The organism is Novosphingobium sp. AAP1 (genome assembly GCF_001295765.1).
Taxonomy (GTDB): Bacteria; Pseudomonadota; Alphaproteobacteria; order Sphingomonadales; family Sphingomonadaceae; genus Novosphingobium; species Novosphingobium capsulatum.
Window position 1 is genome coordinate 752310 of sequence record NZ_LJHO01000002.1, and the last position, 24298, is coordinate 776607.

At 65.4% G+C, this 24298-nt stretch carries 21 protein-coding genes; 14 read left to right on the plus strand and 7 right to left on the minus strand.

Annotated elements, in window-relative coordinates; all coding sequences use genetic code 11:
• Positions 1–73 precede the first annotated feature (73 nt).
• A complete protein-coding gene (locus tag IP65_RS07245; protein WP_054131206.1) occupies positions 74–1252 on the minus strand; it encodes a diguanylate cyclase in 1179 nt (392 codons plus the stop codon).
• A gap of 200 nt (positions 1253–1452) precedes the next feature.
• On the opposite strand from IP65_RS07245, the gene IP65_RS07250 reads away from it, so the two are divergent.
• Together IP65_RS07250 and ligD are read left to right on the plus strand one after the other, a co-directional pair.
• Positions 1453–2310: a Ku protein gene (locus tag IP65_RS07250; RefSeq protein WP_054131207.1), complete on the plus strand. Its 858-nt coding sequence runs from the start codon at positions 1453–1455 to the stop codon at positions 2308–2310.
• A gap of 4 nt (positions 2311–2314) precedes the next feature.
• Entirely contained in the window at positions 2315–4828 is a 2514-nt protein-coding gene (gene ligD, locus IP65_RS07255; RefSeq protein WP_054131208.1) for a DNA ligase D, read from the plus strand.
• A 44-nt stretch (positions 4829–4872) separates the two neighbouring features.
• Here the strand turns inward: ligD and IP65_RS07260 are convergent, their stop codons facing one another.
• Positions 4873–5814: a GlxA family transcriptional regulator gene (locus IP65_RS07260; protein ID WP_054131209.1), complete on the minus strand. Its 942-nt coding sequence runs from the start codon at positions 5812–5814 to the stop codon at positions 4873–4875.
• Between the two features lie 125 nt (positions 5815–5939).
• Between IP65_RS07260 and IP65_RS07265 the strand changes: the two genes are divergently transcribed.
• The 3 genes from IP65_RS07265 to IP65_RS07275 are packed head-to-tail and all read left to right on the plus strand — an operon-like array spanning position 5940 to position 8109.
• A complete protein-coding gene (locus IP65_RS07265) occupies positions 5940–6740 on the plus strand; it encodes an SDR family oxidoreductase (protein ID WP_022676596.1) in 801 nt (266 codons plus the stop codon).
• 38 nt (positions 6741–6778) lie between these two features.
• Positions 6779–7543 (plus strand): SDR family oxidoreductase, encoded by a 765-nt coding sequence (locus IP65_RS07270; protein WP_054131210.1) that lies wholly within the window; start codon positions 6779–6781, stop codon positions 7541–7543.
• Between the two features lie 38 nt (positions 7544–7581).
• Positions 7582–8109 (plus strand): carboxymuconolactone decarboxylase family protein, encoded by a 528-nt coding sequence (locus IP65_RS07275; RefSeq protein WP_054131286.1) that lies wholly within the window; start codon positions 7582–7584, stop codon positions 8107–8109.
• A 77-nt stretch (positions 8110–8186) separates the two neighbouring features.
• Here IP65_RS07275 and IP65_RS07280 read toward each other — a convergent pair whose 3' ends face one another.
• Genes IP65_RS07280 through IP65_RS07295 form a run of 4 tightly spaced genes read right to left on the minus strand, consistent with a single transcriptional unit; the run spans position 8187 to position 13847 of the window.
• Positions 8187–9446 (minus strand): TolC family outer membrane protein, encoded by a 1260-nt coding sequence (locus IP65_RS07280; protein ID WP_054131211.1) that lies wholly within the window; start codon positions 9444–9446, stop codon positions 8187–8189.
• On the minus strand, positions 9439–11856 hold the full coding sequence (locus tag IP65_RS07285; protein WP_054131212.1) for an FtsX-like permease family protein: 2418 nt from the start codon (positions 11854–11856) through the stop codon (positions 9439–9441). The genes IP65_RS07280 and IP65_RS07285 overlap by 8 nt, the downstream gene beginning before the upstream one ends.
• Before the next feature lie 12 nt (positions 11857–11868).
• Positions 11869–12549: an ABC transporter ATP-binding protein gene (locus IP65_RS07290; protein WP_022676601.1), complete on the minus strand. Its 681-nt coding sequence runs from the start codon at positions 12547–12549 to the stop codon at positions 11869–11871.
• A gap of 14 nt (positions 12550–12563) precedes the next feature.
• Entirely contained in the window at positions 12564–13847 is a 1284-nt protein-coding gene (locus IP65_RS07295; RefSeq protein WP_231627588.1) for an efflux RND transporter periplasmic adaptor subunit, read from the minus strand.
• 109 nt (positions 13848–13956) lie between these two features.
• On the opposite strand from IP65_RS07295, the gene IP65_RS07300 reads away from it, so the two are divergent.
• The 3 genes from IP65_RS07300 (at position 13957) to IP65_RS07310 (ending at position 17405) form a co-directional block, all read left to right on the plus strand.
• Entirely contained in the window at positions 13957–15228 is a 1272-nt protein-coding gene (locus tag IP65_RS07300; RefSeq protein ID WP_054131214.1) for a sigma-54 dependent transcriptional regulator, read from the plus strand.
• On the plus strand, positions 15218–16426 hold the full coding sequence (locus IP65_RS07305) for a PAS domain-containing sensor histidine kinase (protein WP_022677894.1): 1209 nt from the start codon (positions 15218–15220) through the stop codon (positions 16424–16426). Before IP65_RS07300 ends, IP65_RS07305 begins: the two co-directional genes overlap by 11 nt.
• A gap of 85 nt (positions 16427–16511) precedes the next feature.
• Positions 16512–17405: a Gfo/Idh/MocA family protein gene (locus IP65_RS07310; protein ID WP_054131215.1), complete on the plus strand. Its 894-nt coding sequence runs from the start codon at positions 16512–16514 to the stop codon at positions 17403–17405.
• A 15-nt stretch (positions 17406–17420) separates the two neighbouring features.
• Here IP65_RS07310 and IP65_RS07315 read toward each other — a convergent pair whose 3' ends face one another.
• Entirely contained in the window at positions 17421–19316 is a 1896-nt protein-coding gene (locus IP65_RS07315; RefSeq protein WP_197279224.1) for a bifunctional diguanylate cyclase/phosphodiesterase, read from the minus strand.
• Positions 19317–19431: 115 nt separating this feature from the next.
• Between IP65_RS07315 and IP65_RS21670 the strand changes: the two genes are divergently transcribed.
• The 6 genes from IP65_RS21670 to IP65_RS07330 all read left to right on the plus strand — a co-directional run bounded on the left by IP65_RS21670 (position 19432) and on the right by IP65_RS07330 (position 24081).
• Positions 19432–19581: a hypothetical protein gene (locus IP65_RS21670; protein WP_158272949.1), complete on the plus strand. Its 150-nt coding sequence runs from the start codon at positions 19432–19434 to the stop codon at positions 19579–19581.
• A 223-nt stretch (positions 19582–19804) separates the two neighbouring features.
• Complete coding sequence (locus IP65_RS21275; protein ID WP_022677892.1) at positions 19805–19963, plus strand: cytochrome c family protein; 159 nt, start codon at positions 19805–19807, stop codon at positions 19961–19963.
• Positions 19964–20078: 115 nt separating this feature from the next.
• Positions 20079–20252 (plus strand): hypothetical protein, encoded by a 174-nt coding sequence (locus IP65_RS21280; protein WP_156306455.1) that lies wholly within the window; start codon positions 20079–20081, stop codon positions 20250–20252.
• A gap of 5 nt (positions 20253–20257) precedes the next feature.
• Positions 20258–20470, plus strand: a complete 213-nt coding sequence (locus IP65_RS07320; protein WP_022677890.1) for an SDR family oxidoreductase — start codon at positions 20258–20260, stop codon at positions 20468–20470.
• A 267-nt stretch (positions 20471–20737) separates the two neighbouring features.
• Positions 20738–22447, plus strand: coding sequence for a thiamine pyrophosphate-dependent enzyme (locus IP65_RS07325; RefSeq protein WP_022677889.1), 1710 nt, complete (start codon positions 20738–20740; stop codon positions 22445–22447).
• Positions 22444–24081 (plus strand): FMN-binding glutamate synthase family protein, encoded by a 1638-nt coding sequence (locus IP65_RS07330; protein ID WP_022677888.1) that lies wholly within the window; start codon positions 22444–22446, stop codon positions 24079–24081. The genes IP65_RS07325 and IP65_RS07330 overlap by 4 nt, the downstream gene beginning before the upstream one ends.
• Positions 24082–24298: the final 217 nt, after the last annotated feature.

Here is a 24298-nt window from a genome sequence, read left to right on the forward strand (position 1 = left end):
TAATCAATACATATCTGGTGCTGGTCTGGCATGCGTCCCAGAACCACGCTGCAAGCTCGATCGAACCGAGGGATCAGGCCACTGCCATTGCCGGTGGCACCAGCGCGACCAGCGCGGGTTCCAGGCGATTGCGGCCCAGAGTCTTGGCGGCATAAAGCGCGCGGTCGGCCAGGCCGAGCAAGGTTGCCACATCGCGGCCGGTGTTGCCCAGTTCGGCCAGCCCCACGCTCACCGTCGCGCTGACGGCAACGCCGCTACGGCACAGCACCGCGCTGTCGGCAAAGCTGTCGATCACCGCCTGGCCAACGCGACGCGCGCCTTGGCCGTCGTACCCGGGCAGCATGATGGCAAATTCCTCCCCGCCGATGCGCGCCAGCAGGGCATGCGGGCCCACCACGTCGCGCAGGATCAGGGCAAAGGATTTCAGCACCTTGTCACCCGTCGCGTGGCCAAAGCGATCGTTGATCGATTTGAAATGATCGATATCGAAGGCCAGCAGCGCCAGGTCGCCGGGCGCGGCCGCGATCAACTCGGCGCCTTCGCTGAAAAACCAGCGGCGGTTGCCCAGTTCGGTGAGGTGATCGGTCGTGGCCAGGCGCACCAGACCGGCATCGGCCTCTTCACGCACCAGTGCCAGCATCACCATCGGCAGCACGACTGAATACAGTACACCGGTATAGAGCGTCACCGTGCTCGACAGTTCGATGGCACCCTGGCCAAAGCGCGCCACGATACCCGGCAGTACGAGTGCCCGCGCGGCATAGACCACACCGTGGAACCCGGTCACAGCGATCAGCACATTGCGCGAGCGCAGCGTGCGCAACGGCGGGCTGCGCCATGCCTCCCAGGTAGTGGCAAGACACACGATCGCGATCGGCACCGCTGCGGCATAGAGCCAGGTCCACACCGCCCACTGCGCCCCGCCCCAGGCCCATAGCGCAGCCATACCGCCCAGCAGCAGCGCCGACTTGCCCCGGTGCCGCCGGCCATCGAGCGCCGCCACCGCATCAAGCACGACCATATAGCCGCACAGCATGACGAGGTTGCTCAACACCGCGCCGGTAATGCCGGGAATGTGCGTGCGCGTCGTGGCGATCACGCAACCGGTGGCCAGCACGGCATAGCCGGCCGCGCAGGTTCCCAGGAACCGCCGGCGCGCCGGCTGCGCGTTGCGTTCCCACAGGGTCATCCCGGCGCTGGCGACCAGCGTGACGACGATGAACAGATAGATCGTGAAAAGCGTGTTCGTCATCGTCGGATGTCGGCGTCCTGGTCGGCTCGGCCAGATACTGCACGGGATATGAAAAATTTATCGTTAACCCTGGAGCGGCCCGGAAAATTTAGTGTCGCGCCTTTTTGAGTGGCTCTTCGGCATGCCGGCATCAATCTTGACATAGGTTCATCAAGGGAACCCCTGCCACGCCCGGCGCTTTTGCTAGGCGGAGGTACACCATGCCCGCTCGCGCCTATTGGCAGGGACAGATCCGGCTCGCGCTCGTCTCCATTCCGGTGGAGGTTTACCCTGCCACGCGCTCTGGCGCGGCGATCAGCTTTCACCAGATCCACGAGCCGTCGGGCAAGCGCATCCGCTATGAAAAGGTGGCGCCCGGGGTGGGGCCGGTAGACCGCGATGAAATCATTCGCGGCTATGAGGTATCCAAGGATGAATATGTCCTGCTCGACGACGAGGAGATCGCGGCGGCGCAGGTGGAAAGCCGCAAGACGCTAGAACTGGTACAGTTCGTCGAGCCATCCGAGATCGACGTGCTGTATTACGAAAAACCCTATTTCGTGGTGCCGGCCGACGACCTTGCCGAAGAAGCCTATGGCGTGCTGCGCGATGCCCTGCGGCAAACCAGGCGGGTAGGGCTTGGCCAGTTGTCGGTACGCGGGCGCGAGCAACTGGTGTCGCTTAAACCATGCGGGCGCGGGCTGGTGCTGGAAGTGCTCCGCTATGCCGACGAGGTTCACCGCGCGCAGGGCTATTTCAAGGACATCCCCGAGACGGAACCGTCAGAGGATCTGATCGCCCTTGCCACAACGCTGATCGAAAAGAAGACCGCACCGTTCAAGCCTGCCGAATTCCACGATCGCTATGTCGATGCGCTGCACCGGCTGATCGAGAAGAAGCGCAAGGCGGGCACTGGCAAGCGCATTCTCGAAGATGCCGAAGACGATTCCGGTGGCAATGGCGGCAATGTGATCGACCTGATGGCCGCCCTGAAGAAATCGGTGGGAGAGGACAAGCCCGCGCGAAAACCCGCAAAGAGTGCGGCGCGCAAGCCTGCCGCCCGTCGCAAGAAGGCATAGTCTCGTGGCCCGCGCCGATCCCCTTGCGCCCTATAACGCCAAGCGCGATTTCACCCGCACGGCCGAGCCAAAGGGCGTGGAAGAGCCCAGCGAGCACGGCCAGCTCTTCGTCGTGCAAAAGCATGACGCCACCCGCCTGCATTGGGATTTCCGGCTGGAAGTCGATGGCGTGCTGAAAAGCTGGGCGGTGACGCGTGGCCCTAGCCTCAACCCCGATGACAAGCGCCTGGCCGTGCGCACCGAAGACCATCCCATGTCCTATGCGCGGTTCGAAGGCAGCATCCCCAAGGGCGAGTATGGCGGCGGCACCGTGATGCTGTGGGATCAGGGGCGCTGGGAACCAGTCGAAGGCAAGAGCGCCAAGGACCTGGAAAAGGGCCACCTGCATTTCCGCTTGTTTGGTGAGCGCATGAACGGCGAGTGGCTGCTCGTGCGGATGAAGCCGCGCGGCAAGGAAAAGCGGGAGAACTGGCTGCTGCGCAAAGTGGCGGATGATCATGCCGGCAGCAGCGAACACCTGGTGGAGCGCGGGCTGACCAGTGTTCTGACTGGCCGCTCCATGGCCCAGATCGCTGCCGACAAGCAGGGCAGCCAGTCCTTGGCCGGCAAGCAAGGCAAGCGCTTTGCCGAGGCGATGGAGCATGCGGCCCGCCACAATGCCACGGCCGCGGCAAAGCCCAAACGCCGCGCAAAACGCCAAACTGCCGCCCGCCTGCCCGCGTTCGAGCCGGTGCAGCTTGCCACGCTGGTCGATGCCGTGCCCACCGGCAACGACTGGATGCACGAAATCAAGTTCGACGGATACCGCCTGCTCGCCGCGGTCAATGGTGCCGAGGTAAAGCTGCTGACCCGCACCGGGCTGGACTGGACCGAACGGTTTCAGCCGCTGGCCGACGCCCTGGCCGCGCTCGACCTTCCGCCCGCGCTGATCGATGGCGAAGCCGTGGCACTCGACGCGCAGGGCAATCCCAGCTTCTCAACGCTGCAGGCCGCTCTCAAGTCGGGCCATAGCGCAAAGCTGGCCTATTTCGCCTTCGATCTGCTGCGTCTGGCGGGCGATGATCTCAAGCCGCTGCCCAATATCGAGCGCAAGGAACGCCTCGAAGCGCTGATGGCACAGGCGCAGCCACCGCTCCATGTTGCCCAGCATGTCATCGGCGCCGGCGAAAAACTGTTCGGTGCGATGTGCCAGGCCGGGCAGGAAGGCATCATCGCCAAGCGGGTGGATGCGCCTTATCGCGGAGACCGCACCCGCCAGTGGGTCAAGGTCAAATGCACGCTGCGACAGGAGTTTGTCGTGCTGGGCTGGACGAAAAGCCCGGCGCGGGCGCGGCCGTTCGGCGCCCTGCTGCTGGGCCAGATTGAAAACGGCGCGCTGGTCTACAAAGGCAAGGTTGGCACGGGCTTCGATACCAAGACGCTGCAGGCACTGGCCGAAGTGATGGCGCCGCTGGCGCAGGGCAAGGCCGGGGCGCTGGTCCCTCCGGCCGAGGCACGTGGCGCGCAGTGGATCAAGCCCAAGCTGGTGGCAGAAATCGCGTTTGCCCAGTTCACCGCCGACGGCCGCGTGCGCCATGCCAGCTTTGTCGGGCTGCGGCAGGATAAAAAGGCCAAGAATGTGACGCCCGAACGCCCTGCCCCCCTTTCCGCGCCAACTGCCCCTGTAAAGATCTCGCATCCCGATCGGGTCCTGTTCCCCGAAAGCGGGCAGACCAAAGGCGATCTGGCGCACTATTACGAGGCCATCGCGCCGCTGATGCTGCCTTTTGCCGCCAACCGCCCGCTCAGCCTGGTGCGCTGTCCGCAAGGGCGGGCCAAGGCGTGCTTTTTCCAGAAGCATGACAGCGGCTCGTTCGGCGACGATGTCCACCATGTGCCCATCACCGAAAAGGACGGTGGAACAGAGGATTACCTCTACGTTACCGATAGCGCCGGACTTCTTTCCTGCGTGCAGATGGGCTCGATCGAATTTCACGGCTGGGGTGCCCGCGCGCAGGCGGTGGAACAGCCCGACCGGATGATCTTCGATCTCGATCCCGACGAGGACCTCGACTTCGCGCAAGTGCGCCGCGCTGCCCACGATATCGCGGGTCATCTGTCCGACATCGGCCTGGTCAGCTTTGCCATGCTGTCGGGCGGCAAGGGCGTGCACGTGGTGGTACCGCTTACGCCCGGCCACGATTGGGACACGCACAAGGACTTTGCCCGCCGCTTTGCCGAGGCCTTGGCGCTGGCCGCACCGGAGCGCTTCACCGCCACCATGAGCAAGGCCAAGCGCAAGGGCCGGATCTTCATCGACTGGCTGCGCAACCAGCGCGGCAGCACAGCGGTATTGCCTTACTCTGCTCGCGCCCGCGAAGGGGCACCGGTTGCCGTGCCGATTACCTGGGACGAACTGGATGGCATGGACAATGCCCATCCCTTCTCGATCGCCGATGCCGAGAGGCTGATCGACCGCGCCGCGCAACCCGCCTTGCGCGGCTGGGGCTTTGCCGGACAAACCCTACCCGAACTCTGACCGTCGCTGGTGACGGCCGGGCTGTAGGGTTCGGGCGCGAACGCTTAAGCGGCCTTGGCCAGCCGGCGCACTGTCTGCGGGGGCTGGCCATATTGCCGCATGAACGCCTCCCGCATGCGCCGAATGTCGACGAACCCACATTCGCGCGCGACCTGGTCCATCGGGTGGCGGGTTTCCTCGATCATCAACCGGGCGGCTTCCAGCCTGATCTGCTCGACCGCCTTGGCCGGTGTCTGCCCGGTTTCGGCGCGGAAGGCGCGGGCAAACTGGCGGGGCGAGAGGGCGGCAATCTCGGCCAGTTCCTCTACGGTCAGCGGATTGGCCAGGTGCGCCCGCGCAAAGATCACGGCCTTCTGGATACGGTCGCTGCTCGGCGCCAGTTCGAGCAGTTCGGAATGCTGCGACTGGCCGCCGGCACGGCGGTGGTGCATCACCAGGCGGCGGGCGATCGCGCCAGCCACATCGCGCCCCAGATCCTTTTCGATCAGGGCAATAGCCAGGTCGAGGCCGGCGGTAAGCCCGGCCGAGGTCCACACCGACCCTTCGTTGATGAAGATGCGGTCGTCCTCGACCCGCACGTTGGGAAAGTCTTCGCGCATCTGGCGGGCAAAGGCCCAGTGGGTGGTGGCGCGGCGACCGTCGAGCAGGCCGATCTGCCCGAGCAGGAATGCCCCCGTGCACAGGCCAGCCACGCGGCGCGCCTCGCGCGCCATGGTGCGCAGGGTTTCCAGCGTTGCCTCGTCCTGGCGCGGCGGTGGTACCAGCCCCGCCAGCAGCAACAGGGTATCAACCGGCCCGACCTGCGCCAACGGCACCGTAGGAACGGCAAACCCGCTGGACGACAAGACCTCCCCGCCCGCGACCGAGGCGATCGACAAGGTATAGTACGGTTCTTCCTGCACGACATTGGCCAATTCAAAGGCGGCCTGCACCCCCAGCGCAAGGAACTGGAAGCCTGGGGTCAACACCATGGAAACGTGCGGCATGTGGCCTCCACAAGCTATGTCTGAAAAACGTAGTTTCTACGTCATATCAGACATAGGCCGTCTGGTCCATAAGGTCCTTGTCACGAGCGATGACGCTCGCACCGACAAGCACAAGGACCACGACCATGACCGCCACCACCAAGGGAACCGCTCTCATCACCGGCGCATCGACCGGTATCGGCGCGATCTATGCCGACCGTCTCGCTGCGCGGGGGTATGACCTCATCCTCGTCGCCCGCAACCGCGACAAGCTGCAGGAACTGGCCGCGCAGATCTCGGACAAGACCGGCCGCTCGGTCGAAGTGCTCGCCGCCGACCTGGGCGACAGCGCCGACCTCGCCCGCGTCGAAAAGGTTCTGCGTGAAGATGCCAGCGTCACGGCGCTGGTCAACAACGCCGGGATCGGCACGCACACCGCGCTGCTGGAAAGCGACGTCGACAAGATGACCGCCATGGTCCAGCTCAACGTTACTGCGCTGATGCGGCTGACTTATGCGGCGGTGCCAGGGTTCGTGGCACGCGGCGGCGGCACCGTGATCAACATCGCCTCGATCGTCGCGGTGGCCCCGGAACTGCTCAATGGGGTCTATGGCGGCACCAAGGCGTTCGTGCAGGCTTTCACCACGTCGCTGAACCATGAACTGGCTGACAAGGGCATCCGCGCCCAGTCCGTACTGCCCGGCGCCACCCGCACCGATTTCTGGGCCCTCGGCGGGTTGCCGGTAGAGCACCTGCCCACCGAGATCGTGATGGACGCGCAAGACATGGTCGACGCTGCGCTCGCCGGGCTCGACCAGGGCGAAACCAGCACCATCCCTGCGCTGCGCGACGTGGCGCTGTGGAATGCCTTCGAGGCCGCCCGCGCCGCGCTCGGCCCCCAGCTCTCTGCCACCCATTCCGCGCCGCGCTTCCACGCCGCGGCCTGATCGCTCTTCCCCCCCCTCCCGGAAACGGAACTACTGTCATGAAACTCACCGGCAACACCATCTTCATCACTGGCGGCACCAGCGGCATTGGCCGTGGCCTGGCCGAAGCGCTCCACAAGCTGGGCAACAAGGTCATCATCTCGGGGCGGCGCACCGCGTTGCTGGAAGAGGTGACGGCAGCCAATCCCGGCATGGCGTCGGTACAGCTCGACGTCACCAAGCTCGATAGCATCCAGCGCGCAGCGCGGGACGTGATCGCGCGCTACCCCGATCTCAATGTCGTGTTCAACAACGCGGGCTTCATGCCGTTCGACGACGTCTCCGGCCCGGTTGACGACGAGCTCGCGCAGGAATTGATCACCACCAACCTGCTGGGACCGATCCGCGTGACTTCGGCCCTGATCGAACACCTCAAGACCAAGCCCGAAGCGACCGTGCTCTACACCAGCAGCGTGCTGGCTTATGTGCCGATCGCCAGCAACGCGATCTATTCCGCAACCAAGGCGGCCCTGCATTCCTACGCGCTGTCGCAGCGGTTCCAGCTGCGCGACACATCGGTGCGCGTGCAGGAAATCGCCCCGCCGTGGGTCGATACCGACCTCATCTACAAGAGCGGCGATCCCCGCGCGATGCCGCTGCCCGATTTCATCGAGCAGACCCTGGTGGCGCTGGCAACCGACGCGCCCGAGGTGATCGTCGAAGGCATCCGCGCCATGCGCGACAACCCCGGAGCCGGCGAGCATGCCCTGTTCGACGCCTTCAACCAGAGCCTTGTCGAAAACCCCATTCCCACCGGCGCATGAGCGCCAGCGGACAAACTCACAGGCAAAAGGATATCGTCATGTCTCGCATCACCATTCCCGAAATTGCCGCCGCCCCGGAAGGTTCGCAGGCCGCGCTGGGCGCCATCAACGCCAAGCTGGGTCGAGTGCCCAACTTCTTCCGCGTGCTCTCGAACAGCCCGGCGGCGATCACCGCCCACGCGGCGCTCAACCAGGGCCTGGGCAAGGGGCTCGATCTCAAGACCCGTGAACGCATCGCCCTTGCCGTGGCGGCTGTGAACGGCTGCGAATATTGCGATGCCGCCCACACCTTCACCGGCCACAATTTCGCCAAGCTGAGCAGGGACGAAATCGACCTGGCGCGGCAGGGAACCTCGGCCGATCCGCATGCTGCAGCGGCCGTGCACTTTGCCCGCAAGGTGGCCGAGGCACGGGGCAAGGTTTCGGCAGAAGACATCGCGGCCCTCCGCTCCGCCGGGTTCGGCGACGGCCAGATCGTGAAGATCGTTGCCGTGGTGGCCGAAAACTTCTTTACCAACCTGATCAACAACGTGGCCGCCACCACGGTCGACTTCCCCGCAATCTAACGCCACCGCCCCTCGATAGGCCCAAATCGCGGCGCTGTGCAGACACCGATCTGCACAGCGCCGCGATGCGTTTGGCCCTATCCGTTTGGGATCGCATCCAGATCGAGGTGCCCCGTGGCCCGCAGCAGGGCTGCCTGGGCGATGATCGTGTCGCTGCGGTTGCGTGCCAGCGCGAGCTGGGCGGAACGCAGGCTTTCGTCCGCCACCAGAATGTCGAGCGTCGAGCGCAGGTCAAAGCCGTATTCGGCCCTGACCCCGCCCAGCGCAAGATTGGCCGCGTCCACACCTGCCTGGTTGGCCGCCATCTGCGCCCGTGCACCGGCCAGGGCAGCCCAGGCGGCATCGGTGGAGCGCGTCGCCTCGCGGCCGGCGGCGGCGGCATCGAACACCGTGGCGCGTTGCGTGGCCTGCGCCTGGCGCACTTGCGAGGCAACCAGACCGCCGGTGAGGATCGGAATATGCAAGCTTAGCCCGAGATTGGCGGCACGCAGGGAACTGCCCGCCCCAACGCCACCAAGGCGCACGTCATAGCCATAGCCACCACCCACAGACACCGTGGGCGCGCTGCCGGCGCGGGCTTCCTGTATCCGCGCACCGGCCGCATCGGCGGCGCGCAAGCTCTGTTGATACAGCGGGTTGGCTGCCAGGGCATCGGCGCGCGCCTGTTCCAGCGTGGCTGGCATCGGGCCCAGCGCGGGCGGCGGCGCCAAGGGTCCGGGATCCTGCCCTACCACCGCGCGATAGTTTGCCGTGGCGCTATCGAGCGTGGCCTGCGCGGCGGCCAGGGTCGCCCCCGCGCTGGCGCGCTGCGCCTCAAGCTGGGCGACATCGGTGCGGGTGGCCTTGCCCAGGCGATAGCGCGCCTGCGCCTCTGCCACCTGGTGGTCGAGCAGGGCGATATCCGCCTTGCCGATATCCACGGCCTGCTGGTCATACAGCAGTTCGGCATAGACGCCGATCACCTGCGTGAGCAGCGCCGCCTCGGCGTCGCGCAGTCCTTCCTCGCCGGCTGCCACGTCTCCTTCCGCCGCGCGCAGCCGCGAGGAAACCCGGCCGCCGGTCCAGATCGGCAGGCTGGCGGAAACGGTGCCGCCTGCGCCGCGATCATAATCGAAGCGGTCATAGCCGGCCGCCCCATCCGCTGCAGCAGTGATCCGCCCACCCGCCCGTGCCTGTTCGGGCGTTTCGGCCAGCGCATCCTGCCGCGCGTGGGCCGCGGCCAATGTTGGGTTGCCAAGATAGGCCGCTTCCACCGCATCGCGCAGGGTTTCCGCCTGGACGGGCGCCGATGCCAGCGCGGTGGAAAGCGCTACGGCAACCATAAGCCGCTTACTCATGGTGCAGCGCCCAGGCCGGGGTCGCCCGCGCGGCGCGCAGAGACTGGGCGATCACCGTAAGCACGGCAATGGCCAGGGCCAGGAGCGTTGCGGCAACGAAGTACAGCGGCGAGAGCGCAATGCGATCGCTGAAACCGGCCAGCCATTGCCGCATCGCAACCCATGCCAGGGGCCAGGCAATCACATTGGCGATCAGCACCGGACGCAGAAACTGGCCGACCAGCAGCTTGACCACGTCGCGCGAGGAGGCGCCCAGTGCCTTGCGGATGCCGATCTCTTTCACGCGCCGCGAGGTATTGAACGAAGCAAGCCCCCACAGGCCAACGCAGCCGATCAGCACAGCGAGCACCGAGCCGATGGTGAAGAGATTGGCGGCGTGGTCATCGGCCTCGAACAGCTTGGCAAGGTCCTGATCGGCAGGCGCCGCGTCAAACGGTACTTCCGGGGCGATCTTGCGCCATGTGTCGCGCACCGCATCCATCGCGGCATCCATGCGTCCGGCATAGCGCGCGGTGATCACCGGCGCGCCAAGGTAATGGCTCCAATAGGTGTAATAGGTGGCGTCCATCGGCACGTGCGGCGAAAAGAACCGCATGTCGTCCACCACGCCGATGATCGTGCGCGGCTGCCCCTTGCCCAGCGTCTTGCCGACCGCCTCCTGTGCAGAGCGGAAGCCAAGCACGGCAACGGCTGTCCGGTTGATCACGATCGCGCGGTTGTCCTTGCTCTTGGTGCCATAGGAATCGTCAGCCCCGTGCTGGTCGTCGAATACGCGGCCGGCGATCACCCGCGCGCCATAGGTGGCAAAGAAGCCGCGACCGACCACGATCTCGCGCAGCGAAGGTCCAGAGCCAGGTTGGCCAGGGATTTCGATGTTGCTGGCATTGTTGTTGCCAAAGCCACCGGCGGCACTGTCAGCAATCCCGACCGCGCGGATCATTGGCAAACCGGCGATGGCATCGCGCATGGTGTCTTGCTGCCCCTCGCTCAACCCCGCCATGCTCTTGACCACGATCAGCCCATCGCGGGCGAAGCCGAGATCGGCCTGACGCAGATGGCGGGTCTGCGCCACCAGCACCAGGGTGCCGGTGATGAAGGCGGTGGCCAGCGCGAACTGGAACACGACAAGCATTTCACGCAGCCTGGCGCCGGTGCGGCCGCCCCCGGGCGAACGCGCCGATGCCAGCACGGCAGCAGCGGGAAAGCGGGAAAGCAGCACGGCGGGATAAAGCCCCGCGCCAATTCCGACGACGATGGACAGCACCAGCAAGGCCGGCACGACGGTGGCATAGGGGATCGACAATGCCAGGCCCGCTGCGGCATTAACCAGCGGCAGGCCCAGTTCTGCCAGTGCCAGCGCGACCAGCGCAGCAAGCGCCGTGGTGAGAATGGCCTCTCCGGCAAACTGGCGCACCAGCATGCTGCGGCTGGCGCCCAGCACCTTGCGCATGGCCACTTCGCGGGCGCGCAGGCCGGCGCGCGCCGTGGCCAGGTTCACATAATTGACGATCGCGATCAGCAGGGTGAGCGCGCCGACCACGCCGAGCGTCACGATAGTCTGGCGCATGCTCGCCATTTCGCGCCCCGCCGGGGTCAGGTGCAGATCGGTGAGCGGCAGCAGCGTGAGCTGCATGGTCTTGTCTGCATTGGCACCCAGATCCCTCGTTCCGTGGCGTACCACGAAGGCCGGCATCCGGGCGGCAAAGGCCTTGGCCGCAGCGGGGTTGGGAAAGCGCAGATAGGTGTTCACCGAGGTGCTGCCCCAGTGATACCACCAGTCTTCGTTGCCCTTGGGCGCCCCCTTGGGGCTGCGCGCGAGCATCGTGAACTTGAGATCGGTATTGCGTGGCAACGGGGCAAACACCCCGGCGACGCGATAGGATGCGGTGCCGGCGCCGATGTTGAGCGTGAGCGTCTGGCCAACCGCATCGGTGCTGCCGAAATATTTGCGGGCCATGTTGGCATCGATCAGCACGTTGGACGGATCGGCGAGCGCACGCCCGCCTTCGCCCTGCAGCATGGGCAGGTCCATCACCTCGAAAAACTGCGGATCGACCCAGGCAAGGTCCTCGGCCGTGCCTATCCCGCCGCGCAGCACTGTGGCGCCCACGCCATTGATGCTGGTGCCTGAAAGCCCGGGAAAATCGGCCTTCATTTCCTCCAGCAGGCCGCCCATCGTATTGGGATAGGCACCGTTGAACGGGCTGTCGGGCATGTGCCACACCGTTTGCACGATGTACACCTGGTCGTGACGCGGCAGCCATGTCTCGTAGCTTGTCTCGAACCTGACATAGAGGCCCAGCACCAGAAACACGGCGATGCCGATGGCCAGACCGCCGATATTGAGCGCGGCGTAGAGCCGGTGGCGTGTGAGCGAACGATAGAGAGTGAGGAAGGCAAAGCGGTTCATCGGCGTGCCTCCTCAGATCGCGCGGGCGAGCGAGGCGACGATGCGCCCGTCGAGCATGTCGATCCGCCGTCGCGCGATGTCGGCATGGCTGGGCGAATGCGTAACCATGATGATCGTGGCGCCATCGGCATTGAGGCTGGTGAGAATATCCATCACCTGCTGCCCGTTTTCGGTGTCGAGATTGCCGGTCGGCTCGTCGGCCAGGATCAGCTTGGGTTCGCCCACGATGGCGCGGGCAATGGCGGCGCGCTGCTGCTGCCCGCCGGAAAGCTGGTGCGGATAGTGGCGCGCGCGGTGGGATATGCCCACCCGGTCCATCGCGGCGGCGACGCGGCCCTTGCGATCGCCACCGGCGTCCTTGCGATAGATCAGGCCCAGTTCAACGTTCTCGGCGATGGTCAGCTCGTCGATCAGATTGAAGCTCTGGAACACAAAGCCCAAAGTCATCGCCCGAAAGCGGGCCAGCTCTGCTTCCTTGAGCGCGACGAGATCACGATCGCCGAACAGATAGCGCCCGGCCGTGGGGCGATCGACCGTGCCCAGCGTATTGAGCAACGTGGATTTTCCGCAACCGGACGGCCCCATGATGGCGACGAATTCGCCCGCTGCCACGTCCAGGTTGATGTCGGCGAGCGCGGTCGTTTCCACCTCGTCGGAAACATAGCGGCGCTGGATATTCTCTAGGCGGATCATGCTGGGCCCTTTGGTCAGCGAAGGTTGATGATGTCGCCCGTGATGGACGATGTGTTGGTGGTCACGATGCGGTCTCCCGCGTCCAGCCCGGCCAGGATTTCCACCTGCGCGGGGTTGCGCCGGCCGACTTTGATCGCGCGGCGCCGGGCGTGGCGGCCATCTGCATCGACCACGAAGGCCGACGTGCCGCCGCCGCTGTCGAGCCAGCCGCCCACCGGCGCCACCAGCGCCTTGCTGGTTGCGCCCAGGGTGGCGCGGATATCCATCGTCTGGCCGCGGTTCAGGCCTTGTGGCGTGGGGCCGGCAAAACCCAGTTCGATGTGGAAACGGCCATTGGCGACCGCGGGCAGGACTTTGCTGACGACCAGACCGATGCCGGCGTCGCCCTTGGCCTGCTGGCCCACGGCAACGCGGCCGAGATAGTATTCGTCCACGTCGGCCACCAGTTTCCAGGCGCCTTCGCTGTCCACCTGCGCCACGTGGTCGCCCGCCTTGAGCGTCTGCCCGGGCTGGATCACCAGGTTGCCCAAGCGGCCAGTGACCGGCGCGCGCACCACCAGCGCATCCAGTCCGGCGCGCACTGCGGCAAGGTTGCCACTCAAGCGCGCGCGCGTGTCGGCCAGGCGCGAGGCCTGGAGCCCGGCGGTCTGGTCTTCACGGTCCTGCCCCGCACGCAACTGGCCCAGGCGCTTGCGCTGGTAATCGGCCTCTTCCTGGTAGCTTTTCACACCCTCGTCAGAGACGAAACCCTGATCGTGCAACTGCTGGCGGATCGCCAGGTCGCGCCGCGCCTTGAGCAGGTCATAATTGGCCGAGGCGGTCTGCGCGGCCCGGTCGAGGCGGCTGCGCTCCAACGACAGTTCATCGCCGGTCAGGGTGCCCAGCTGACTGGCGATTTCCGCCTCGCGGGTTAGCACGTCGAGCTTGAGCGTGGGATTGACCAGCGTGGCCAGCGGTTGGCCGGCCGTGACCCAGGCGCCGTCCTGCACCAGCAGTTTCTCCACCTGGCCGCCCGACAGCGTATCGACCAGCGTGGTAACCTTGGGCGCGACCGAGGCGCGGATCGGCAGATAGTCCTCGAACGGGGCGCGTACCACGGTGCCGGTTTCGATCGTGGCCGCTGCGATATCGGTCGACCCGGCGGCCGGCAGCAGGTGCCAGGTCAGTCCCGCTGCCAGCACGATCGCCACGCCGCCTGCTACCCAGCGCCAGCGGCGGCTGATGCGAGGCCGCGTGACGCGACGGTCCATGCCGGCACCAGGGGAAAGTGGCGATTCGGAAGATGCTCCAGTGCTCATGCGGACAGTATCGCAAAGCTTGTCGGACTTTCCTAAGGCACTGATAATACAACGAACATCAGACCATGCTGGACAAGCCTCGTTGCGATATCGCACACACTGTCCGGAAATGGACAGTCCAACGCCCCCGTCAAGCCCGCCCCGCGTCCTGCTGATCGACGATGATCGCGACGTGCATCAGGCCGTCGCCGTCCTCTTCGGCCGCGCCGGGATCGAGCTGGTCAGCGCGATGCAGCCCGAAGAGGCCTACTCGGCGTTGGAGCTGGCGCCAGCCGACGCGATCCTGCTCGATCTCAATTTCACACGTGGCCGCACCCACGGCGAGGAAGGCTTCGCCGCACTGGCCCGGCTCTTGGGCGACGATCCGGATGCGGCCGTGGTCGTGATCACCGGCCATAGCGGCATCCGCATCGCCGTGGCCGCGATGCAGGCCGGTGCGATCGATTTCGTCATGAAGCCATGGCGCAACGACGAACTGCTCGAGCGCGTGCGCGTGGCGCTGGCCCATCGCCAAAGGCGCCGGGAAATCGCGGCGCTGCGCCAGCACGATGGCATCCCGGCCGATCCGCCGCGTCTGCTCGGTGCCAGCCCAGCAATGGAGCGTGTGCGCGACCTTGTCCGCCGGGTCGGGCCGACAACCGCCAATGTGCTGATCCTGGGCCCGGCCGGCTCAGGACGCACCCTGGCGAGCAGGGCGATCCATCACGCTTCCCCGCGCGCGACGGGCGAACTGGTGATGCTGGACGCGCGCGCCGCGGCCGATCCGCGCGACGATGTCGCAGCGGCAGATATCGAGCGCGCGTCCGGCGGCACGCTGTTGCTGCGCCACGTCGATCGGTTGGCCGAGGTCGCGCAGGGGCGCCTGCTCGCCCGCCTGCCGGCCGATATTCGCATTGTCGCCACGGCAGACACGGCCGAGCCGCTGATCCCGGCGTTGCGGGCACGGGTGGGCACGGTGGAAATCGCCATGCCACCTCTGGCCCAGCGCGGCGCCGACGCTCTGTTGCTCGCGCGCCATTTCGCCCGCGCGGCCGAACGCCGGCACGGCAAACCGGTGCTTGGCTTCATGCCAGAGGCCGAGACGGCCCTTGCCGTCACGCCTTGGAGCGACGACGTGCGCGGCCTGGCCCAAGCGGTGGAGCGGGCCGTGGTGCTAGGCGATGGCGGGCTGATCAGCGAGGCTGACCTGGGTCTCGGCCCTTCCCCGGCCGAAGCGCCGTCGCCAGCAGCGGTCGCGTCCACGCTCAACCTGGAAGAGAGCGAGCGCGTGCTGGTTGCAGCGGCGCTCAAGCGGCACGGCTTCAATGTCAGCCACGCGGCCGAAGAATTGGGGCTGAGCCGGGCTGCGCTCTATCGCCGGATGGCCAAGCATGGCCTCTAGCAGCGTAAGGACCGCGCTGCCGGGACAGCTGCTGCTGTTCGGCTGCGGCGCGGCCACGGTCGCCGCCTGGACCGGCGGGTTTTATGCCTGCTTCGTGCTGGTGCTGTTGCTCGGCTTCTGGTTGGCCAGCCTCGCGCTTGCCCGCGCGATGCCGCTGCACCTGCCCGCCGAACGACAGGTGGCGGCGCCCGATGGCGAAACCGATCGCGCGGTGCTGCGTGCCGTGTTGGACCAGGCGCCCACCCCTCTGTTGAGCGTGGAGCGCAGCGGCCGCGTTCGTGCGCTCAATCGGGCGGCACGCATGCTGTTCGACATCGAGGACGCGCTGATCGATGTGCCCGAGGCCTTGCGGGAAAGTGCACCGCGCCTGCGCTACGCCGGCCGGGCCTATCGCATCGACCGGATCGAAGCCCATGGCGCTGGCGCCGCACGCACCATCCTCGCCCTGATCGACATCGAAAGCGAAGAACGCCTGGCCGAAGCGCGAACGACGCGCGAACTGCTCGACGTGTTGAGCCACGAGGTGATGAACGCGCTTACACCGATCGCCTCGCTCGCTGACAGCGCGCTGGCGACGCTCGACGACACGCCACCACCGGTCGCGCATTTGCGCGACATGCTCGGTACGCTGTCTCGCCGTGCCGATGGCCTGCTCCATTTCACCCAGGCCTATCGCCAGCTGGCCCGGCTTCCCGAGCCGGTCCTGGCGCCGACGACGCTGGCGGTGCTGTTCGACGATCTGCGCCGCATGTTCGCCGCGCGTTGGGGCGGCCGCGTCGCTTTCGTGGCGGATGGGCCGCCAGACGGCATGGTCTTCATCGACCGCGACCAGATCAGCCAGGCCTTGTGGGCCTTGCTCCAGAATGGCGCCGAGGCCGCAGTGGCCGCAACCGACGCCCCACAGGTTCGCCTTTCCGCCAAGCTGGACGACCGCCTGTCGATATGCGTTGCCGACAACGGCCCCGGCGTGCCCGATGAGGGCCGCGCGCGCATCTTCCGCCCGTTCTACACTACCAAGAAAGAAGGCAGCGGCATCGGCCTGAGCCTGGCACGACAGATCGCCCGTGCCCATGGCGGCGATCTGTCTCTGCTCCCCGGCAAGGACACCGCGTTCGAACTGGCGCTGCCCCGCCATGGTCGGAACGCGGATGGCATGCATGCCGCCAAGCCGGCAGCCGATCCCATCCCCGGCAAATGACGTGGGAAAGCCGGTTGCGGTGCCCCGGCACCCGATATATCCCAGCCAGGTGAACGTCTTGGCCCGGTGAAGACAGGAAAAGTGCATGCGTGTTCTTGTGATCGGGTTGGGCGACATCGCCCGCAAGGCGTATCTTCCGGTCATGGCCACGCGGCCCGATCTCGAAATCCATCTGGCGACGCGGGATCGATCTGTGCTCGATGAAGTAGGTCGCACGTTTCGCATCCAGCATCGGCACAACAGCGTCATCGATGCGCTGTCTGCCACCACGTTCGACGCGGCCTTTGTCCACGCGGCCACGTCTGCACACGCCGAACTGGTGAAATTGCTCCTCGAACGTGAAATCGCCACGTTCGTGGACAAGCCGCTCGCCGACAATCTTGCCGAGGTTGAAGCGCTCACCATGCTGGCACAGACCCGCGCCACGCCGCTGCAGTTGGGCTTCAACCGGCGGTTCGCGCCAGACTACGCCACCCTGCGCGGCACGAACGCCAGCCTTATCGTCATGGAAAAGCACCGCAATGCGCAGCCGGACCAACCGCGCCGCGTGATCTTCGACGATTTCATCCATGTCGTGGATACGCTGTTATCGATGGTGCCTGGGCCAGTACTTCGCCACACGATCGAAACCAACGTCATCGACGGCTTGCTGCACGCGGTTACCCTGACACTGGCTGGCGACGGGTTCAGCGCCATCGGCATGATGCATCGTGACAGCGGCCTGGATGAAGAACGCCTCGACGTCATCGGCGGCGGCGCCCGCCACACTGTCCTCAACCTGGCTGACCGTGTCGACACGCGTGGAAGACAGAGCCTGCAACGCCGCGGCGACTGGGTTCCGGTTGGCCGGCAACGGGGTTTTGAAGCGATGTGCGACGATTTCCTGCTCGCTGCCCGCGAGCGTCGACCGGTCGATACGGCCGCGATCCTGGCGACGCACCGCCTGTGCGAGGCGATCGTGCGCCACGCGGAACAATAGCGCGGAAATGCCGGATCAGCCGGCTATGCGCGGCCGGCCTTCTTCTCTCGGCGCAAACCACTGCGCGGCAAAGGTCACGAAGACGTTGGCATTCAACGGATAGCTGAACAGATAGCCCTGCATGAGATCGCAACCGATTTTCTGCAACTTCAATGCTTGTGACGCCGTCTCCACCCCCTCGACAATGCAGGATAGCCCCAGCGAATGGCAAAGATTGACGACCGCATCGACGATCGACACGCTGTAGCTGTTGTCGAAATTGAGGGCGAAGCTGCGATCGATCTTCACCTTGTCGAGCGGCAGGCGATGAAGATTGCTGAGGCTCGAATAGCCCGTGCCGAAATCGTCCAGAGCAACCTGCATGCCAATGGCGCGGAAGCGGTGAAGCGCATGGATCGCCGCGTCAAGGTTGCGCATCACCGCCGTCTCGGTCACCTCGATACACAGGCGGCGTGGGTCGGCAGACGAATTGCTGACCATGTCAAGCATCGCATCCACCGTCTCGGCGCAGTGCAGATCGCAGGCGGATACGTTGACCGAGAGCGTCTTGCCCGGCGGCAGCATGTCCAGCAGTTCCAACGCGCGGCGCATGGCATTGCGCGTAATCACATGGATCACGGTGCTGCGTTCGGCAATTTCGACAAAGCGCTGTGGCTCGACTACGCCCAGGCGCGCACTCGTCCAGCGCGCCAGGAGTTCTCCGCCGACCACTGCGCCCGATTGCATGGAAACGATCGGCTGCACGTCAAAATGCAGTTCGTTTTCGAATTCGCTCGCGTGCAGTTCCGCCTCGATGACGTGATCGTCCAGCAGCCGGCGTTCCAGTTCGAGATTGAAAGGAACCGCTTGTCCGGGCCTCTCCCGCTTGGCGTGGTAAAGTGCGTGGTCCGCACGCTTGGCCAGGTCCACCGGGGTGAGTTCGCTGTCGACAAACGGGGCAAGCCCGATCGAGACCCCAAGGCTCACCTGCCTGTCGCCAATGCGCATCGGCGCTGCCACCGCGGCACAGATCGTCTCCGCCAGCCGCAAGGTGGCCGCGCCATCAAGCTGCACGATCATCGCAAATTCGTCGCCACCCAGGCGATAGAGCGTGGCGTCGGGGCCTGCGGTGTCGCGCAGCAAGCGGGCAACCTCGATCAGCACGCCGTCTCCCACCAGGTGGCCGAACGTGTCGTTGATCGGCTTGAAGCGATCGAGATCGATCAAACCCACGGTCATGGCATCGAGGTTGGCCGGGATCGCCGCATGCTCGAGATCGGCATAGAAACGCCGCCGATTGTAGAGCCCGGTGAGTTCATCGCTATCAGCCAGCAGGCGCGCCTCCCGCTCCTGTCGGCCAGCCTCGATGGCGCTGTGGGACTGGATCGCCAGTTCTCGGTTCAGGCTTTGCACGCGACGCGCGATGAGGGCGGCAACCGCCAGAAACAGGACAATGCAAAAGCCGATTATCGGAAATAACTCGCGAACGGCCAAAGACCCCGGAGCAAGGCGTTGCCACGCAATCGTGCCGAGCGGCGCACCCGACCAGTCGCGCACCAAGGTGGAGGCTTCGTCGCCCGCGGATCGGCCGCCCTGTGCCCACCGCAGATGCTGCAAGCCAAAGCCTTTGCCCCATTCTGCAAGCAGCTTGTTGTCGAGAAGGCGGATATCGACAAAAATACGATAGGTCGACGTGTCGAGCGTCGCCGGGCCGCTTTCCCGGACGATCGGCGAAAATGCAATCAACGCCGGGGTGTCCCCCGCCTTGCCCAGCAAGACCATGGCATCGCCGCGCTGTCTTACGGCGGCCTCGTTCGCCGGTACCCGGGCCAGCAAGGCCTTGAGAGTCCGCGGCCCGATCAGGTCAGCAAGCGGGGGCGCCCGTCCGGATGGGAGATGCGCAAACAACGTCCGTCCGTTTGCATCGATCACATAGCCCAGGCCGATCGGCGTTCCCCATTGCGACACGATCCACGGATCGTCCATGGTGCCATAGGCGTGGGCGAAAGCATCGTTCCAATGGGCATTGATGTAGGTTTCGTTGCTGATGCGCGACCGTTCGCGATCGATCGCCCCGGAAATCGAAATGGCCGCCAGCCGGTCGGCATGGGCATCGGCGTTCCACACCAGGAAAGTGACGATAAGCACCGAGGTCAGCACCGAAAGGCTTATCAGCACAGTCAGCAACGCCGCGTGAGACGTGCTGCCGGCGCGCGACATGCGTAGCGCAACGCGGGAGACCTTCCCGAACGCGGCGAAAACTTTTGCCATCGGTAGAGACTGCTTGAAACACGTTAAACAGGGGTAAATTATTCCCGCAAAACGTGCACTTGCCGATGTAGCCAGACTGTCGCCAACTCATCCTTTACTTTGTCGCGCGCGCGGTTGTTCCGCGTTGCCTGATAGCAGGAAGACAAGCGGTGCGGCTTCCAAGCGTCATCACGTGGAATGCCAAGACGCTCGACACGTTCATCACTGCGCCGCAAAGTGCGGTCAAGGGCACCAAAATGTCGTTCTTTGGCGAGAAGGACCCGACCAAGCGCGCGGTGATCATCGCCTATCTGCAAGGCTTGAAATAACGTGCCGGCAGCGCAGGGTGGCCTGATGGCGCCTTGCCTGGGCGGCGTGGGCGCAATCATCATCGACCACGGTCTGCCCCGGCGCATATGAATGGTAATGGCGGCGTGACGCGACTTGATCGCCCGCGCCGCCCCACCAAGCTGGATTGAACGGGGCCGCGCTCTAAGCCAATCCGAATTGCTGCTGCAATTCTGCCAGCAATTCCTTGTGGAAGGCGATCATCCGGTCATCGGGCTGCCATGCCGCAAAAAAGTCGAACTCCGGATCGATGACAAGGCATACGCGTAAATGCCGTGCTGCCCGGCGCGATCGCTACGCCGATGCTGCGCGGCGCGCTGGAGGCGAGCGGCTACACCGAAGCAGAGTTTGCGCCCGCACTCAGCCTGTTCAACCGCTTTGGTCGCCCCGAGGAAGTCGCCGAAGCCAGCGCACGGCTCTGTTCGGATGCCGCCAGCTATATCACCGGCCACAATCTTGCGGCCGAAGCGGGCTACCTCTCGCGCTAGAGTAGGCGTGATGATCAAGTCGGAGATTGTGCGCGCCGGTGCGGCCGGCTGCGCCATTGGGCCGACCGACACTGAAGCAAACTGCTATGCAGCCACAGAAAACTCTCAGAGCGGCTGGGTAGGTCTCTGGCCATCGCCTTTGCAAAACCTGGGGCCGTTCGCGGCAGGTTCCACCCGGTGGCCGGATGTTTTTTGCACCATCGCGTGAAGCCAAAGCATGGGTTGCGCGTTCGGGCACAAGACAGCAGCCAATAGCAGGAACAGCCTATGACCACCGTCGCCGACGTGATCGTGAAAACACTCGAAGCGGCAGGGGTCGAGCGCTGCTATGGCATTCCTGGCGACACGCTAAACCATATCACCGATGCCATCCGGACAAGCGCGATCCGCTGGGTTCACGTCAGACACGAGGAAGCCGGCGGCTTTGCTGCCGGGGCCGATGCGATGCTGACCGGCAAACTTGCCGCCTGCGCCGGATCGTGCGGCCCGGGCAGCCTGCATTTCATCAACGGCCTGTTCGAATCCCACCGCAACCGCGCCCCGGTAGTGCTGATCGCCAGCCAGATCGTGCGGGATGAGCTGGGCTTCGACTTTCCGCAGGAGGTCGATTTCAAGGCAGTCTACGCCTCGTGCAGCGTGTTCTGCGAGGAAATCCGCACACCGGGACAGGCCCGGCGGATGACGGCGATGGCCGCGCAAGCCGCACTGGCCAAGCGCGGCGTCGCGGTGCTGATCGTGCCTGCCGATGTATCGAGCGCCAAGGCAGCCGACGAACCGGACTTTGCCGTGCATCGCGCCGCCCCGGTCATTCGCCCTGCGGACGCGGAACTGGATCGTCTGGCAGCGGCGCTCAACAGCGGCCGGCGGATCGCGATCTACGGCGGTTCGGGGTGTGAGCAGGCGCACGATGCGGTCGTGGCGCTGGCCGAGCGGCTGCGCGCGCCGGTGGTGCGGACATCGCGCGCCAAGGACTTTCTGGAGTACGACAATCCCTTCGATGTCGGCATGACCGGCATCTTCGGCAGTGAGGCAGGCTATCACGCGCTGGTCTCCTGCGACGTGCTGCTGCTCCTGGGCTGCGACTTTGCCTGGCGGCAGTTCTATCCCGAGAAAGCCACGATCCTGCAGGTCGACCTCGACGGCACGCACCTCGGCCGCCGGCATCCGGTCGACGTGGGGGTGGTCGGCGATATCGCGCCAACTCTTGACGCCCTGCTGCCGCGGATCACGCCGTGCGACGACAATGCCTTTCTCGACGAATGCCTCGATCATCACCGCAAGGCACATGCGGCACAGGCGAAGCACGCCACGGTCGGCAAGGGCGGCGCGATCCATCCGCAATATCTGACGCAGACCATTTCGCGCCATGCCGCGCCAGACGCGGTGTTCACCGCCGACGGTGGCTCGCCCATGGTCTGGTCGCTGCGCCACATTGCCGCAACAGGCCAGAACCGCACAGTGGTCAGCCTAACCCATGGCACGATGGCCAACGCCATGCCGCAGGCGCTGGGGGCCAAGGCTGCCTTCCCCGATCGGCAGGTCATTGCCTTGTCCGGCGATGGCGGCCTGGCCATGTTGCTAGGAGACCTGCTGACCGCCGTGCAGGAAAAGCTGCCGATCAAGGTCGTGGTCTTCAACAACGGTGCGCTCGACTTCGTGGAAATCGAGCAGAAGGTCGAAGGGCTGCTCGATGCCTATACCGAGCTGGTCAATCCCGACTTCGCGCGCGTTGCCGAAGCGATCGGCTTTAGCGGGCGGCGGGTCGAACGCGCAGAAGACCTCGAGGCTGCCGTCCAGGCCTGGTTGCAGGAGCCGGGAACAGCGCTGCTCGACGTTGTCACCGACCGCTATGAACTGGTCATGCCACCGGCGGTCAAGCCCGGCCAAGTCGCGGGAATGGCGCTCTATTCCGCCAAGGCCGTGCTGGGCGGGCGCGGACGCGAGGTGGTCGGGATCATCCGGAACCTGATCGCGTGAGCGGGCGCCCTACCCTCACCCAGGCGCTGTGGCGCGATCATGCGCTGTCGCGCAACGTGCTGCTGTTCGGGGCGCTGGCCGGTACTATCGGGACGATTGCGGTAGGCTGGGACCATCCGCGCGCGTGGTGGCTGCTGTTGCTCTTCTTGCCCTTGTTGCTGATCACGGTGATCGACCTCGCGCAGACCCACCATTCGCTGCGCCGCAACTACCCAGGCTCTGCGCGCCTGCGCTGGTTCTTCGAATGGCTGCGCCCGTTCCTGCGCTCCTACATCGTCGAAAGCGATCTGGATGGGCGCCCCTTCAGCCATGATGAGCGCGCCCTGGTCTATGCCAGAGCCAAGGGCGATGTATCGACCCATCCGTTCGGCACCGAACTCGACGTCTATTCCGAGGAATACGAGTGGCTGGCCCACTCGATCGCGCCGACCCGCAATGCCGAACGCTATACGCGCGTGACCGTCGGCACGGACCAGTGCAGCAGGCCCTACCAGGCGGCGCGGCTCAACATTTCCGCCATGAGTTTCGGCGCGCTCAGCGCCAATGCGATCGAAGCGCTCAATCTGGGCGCCAGGATCGGTGGCTTCTATCATGACACCGGTGAAGGCGGCCTGTCTCCCTACCATCTCAAGCATGGCGGCGACGTCGTGTGGGAGATCGGTTCGGGCTATTTCGGCTGCCGCGACGCCAAGGGCGATTTCCATCCCGAGCATTTTCGCGAGCGCGCCGGCCATGATGCGGTCGTGATGACCGAGATCAAGCTCAGCCAAGGCGCCAAGCCCGGGCACGGCGGCTTACTGCCCGGAGCCAAGGTCACAGCGGAAATCGCGAAAATCCGCGATGTTCCCGAAGGCGAGGATTGTCTTTCGCCGGCCTATCACACGGCCTTTTCGACCCCGCGTGGCCTGCTTGAATTCGCCGCCCGGATGCGGGACCTGTCGGGTGGCAAGCCAGTCGGCATCAAGCTGTGTGTCGGCTATCCGCACGAGTTGTTCGCGGTGGTCAAGGCCATGGTCGAGACGGAGATACTGCTCGATTTCATCGTCATCGACGGGGCCGAAGGGGGCACCGGTGCGGCCCCGACCGAACTGTCCGATCGCGTGGGCATGCCCCTGCGCGAAGGGCTGATGCTGGCCCGCAATGCCCTGGTCGGCACCAACCTGAAGGGCCGCGTCAAGCTGGCCGCATCGGGCAAGGTCAACTCCGGCGCGGCCATCGCGATGAACGCGGCGCTGGGCGCAGACTGGTGCAACGCGGCCCGACCGTTCATGTTCTCGCTCGGCTGCGTCCAATCGCTGCGCTGCCACACCGATACGTGCCCGACGGGCATCGCGACCCAGTCACTGGCCCGCCAACGCGGGCTCGTCGTGCCGGAAAAGGCCGAACGCGTCGCCCGGTTCCAAAAAGCCACGCTCGACGCCTTGCACGATATCGTGGTGGCAGCCGGCCTGAACACGCCGGACGAATTTACCCCCGACAGCCTGCGCCAGAGGATCAACGCCTCGGAAATGCGCTCGTTCGACGAACTCTACCCGTTCGTGGCACCGGGTGAGTTGCTCGACGGCGCGCGGGATCCGCACCTTGCGGCATGGTGGCGCCAGGCCGACCCCGAAAGCTTTGCCAGACGCGCATGACGCCGTACCGACAGCACGTCGATCTTATACACTGCAGTGAGAGGATCGGGGCTGGGACACGCTCTGGGCCGAGAACGCCCCGGCCATCATCTGCATCGCGGCTACTGTCCTCCACTCACCCCGGATAGCCAATGGAAAACAACAGGTCAGACCTCGCACATTCAGGAATACTGGACTAACGAGAGCGCGGCGCACGACCACGAGGCGAGAGGATTGC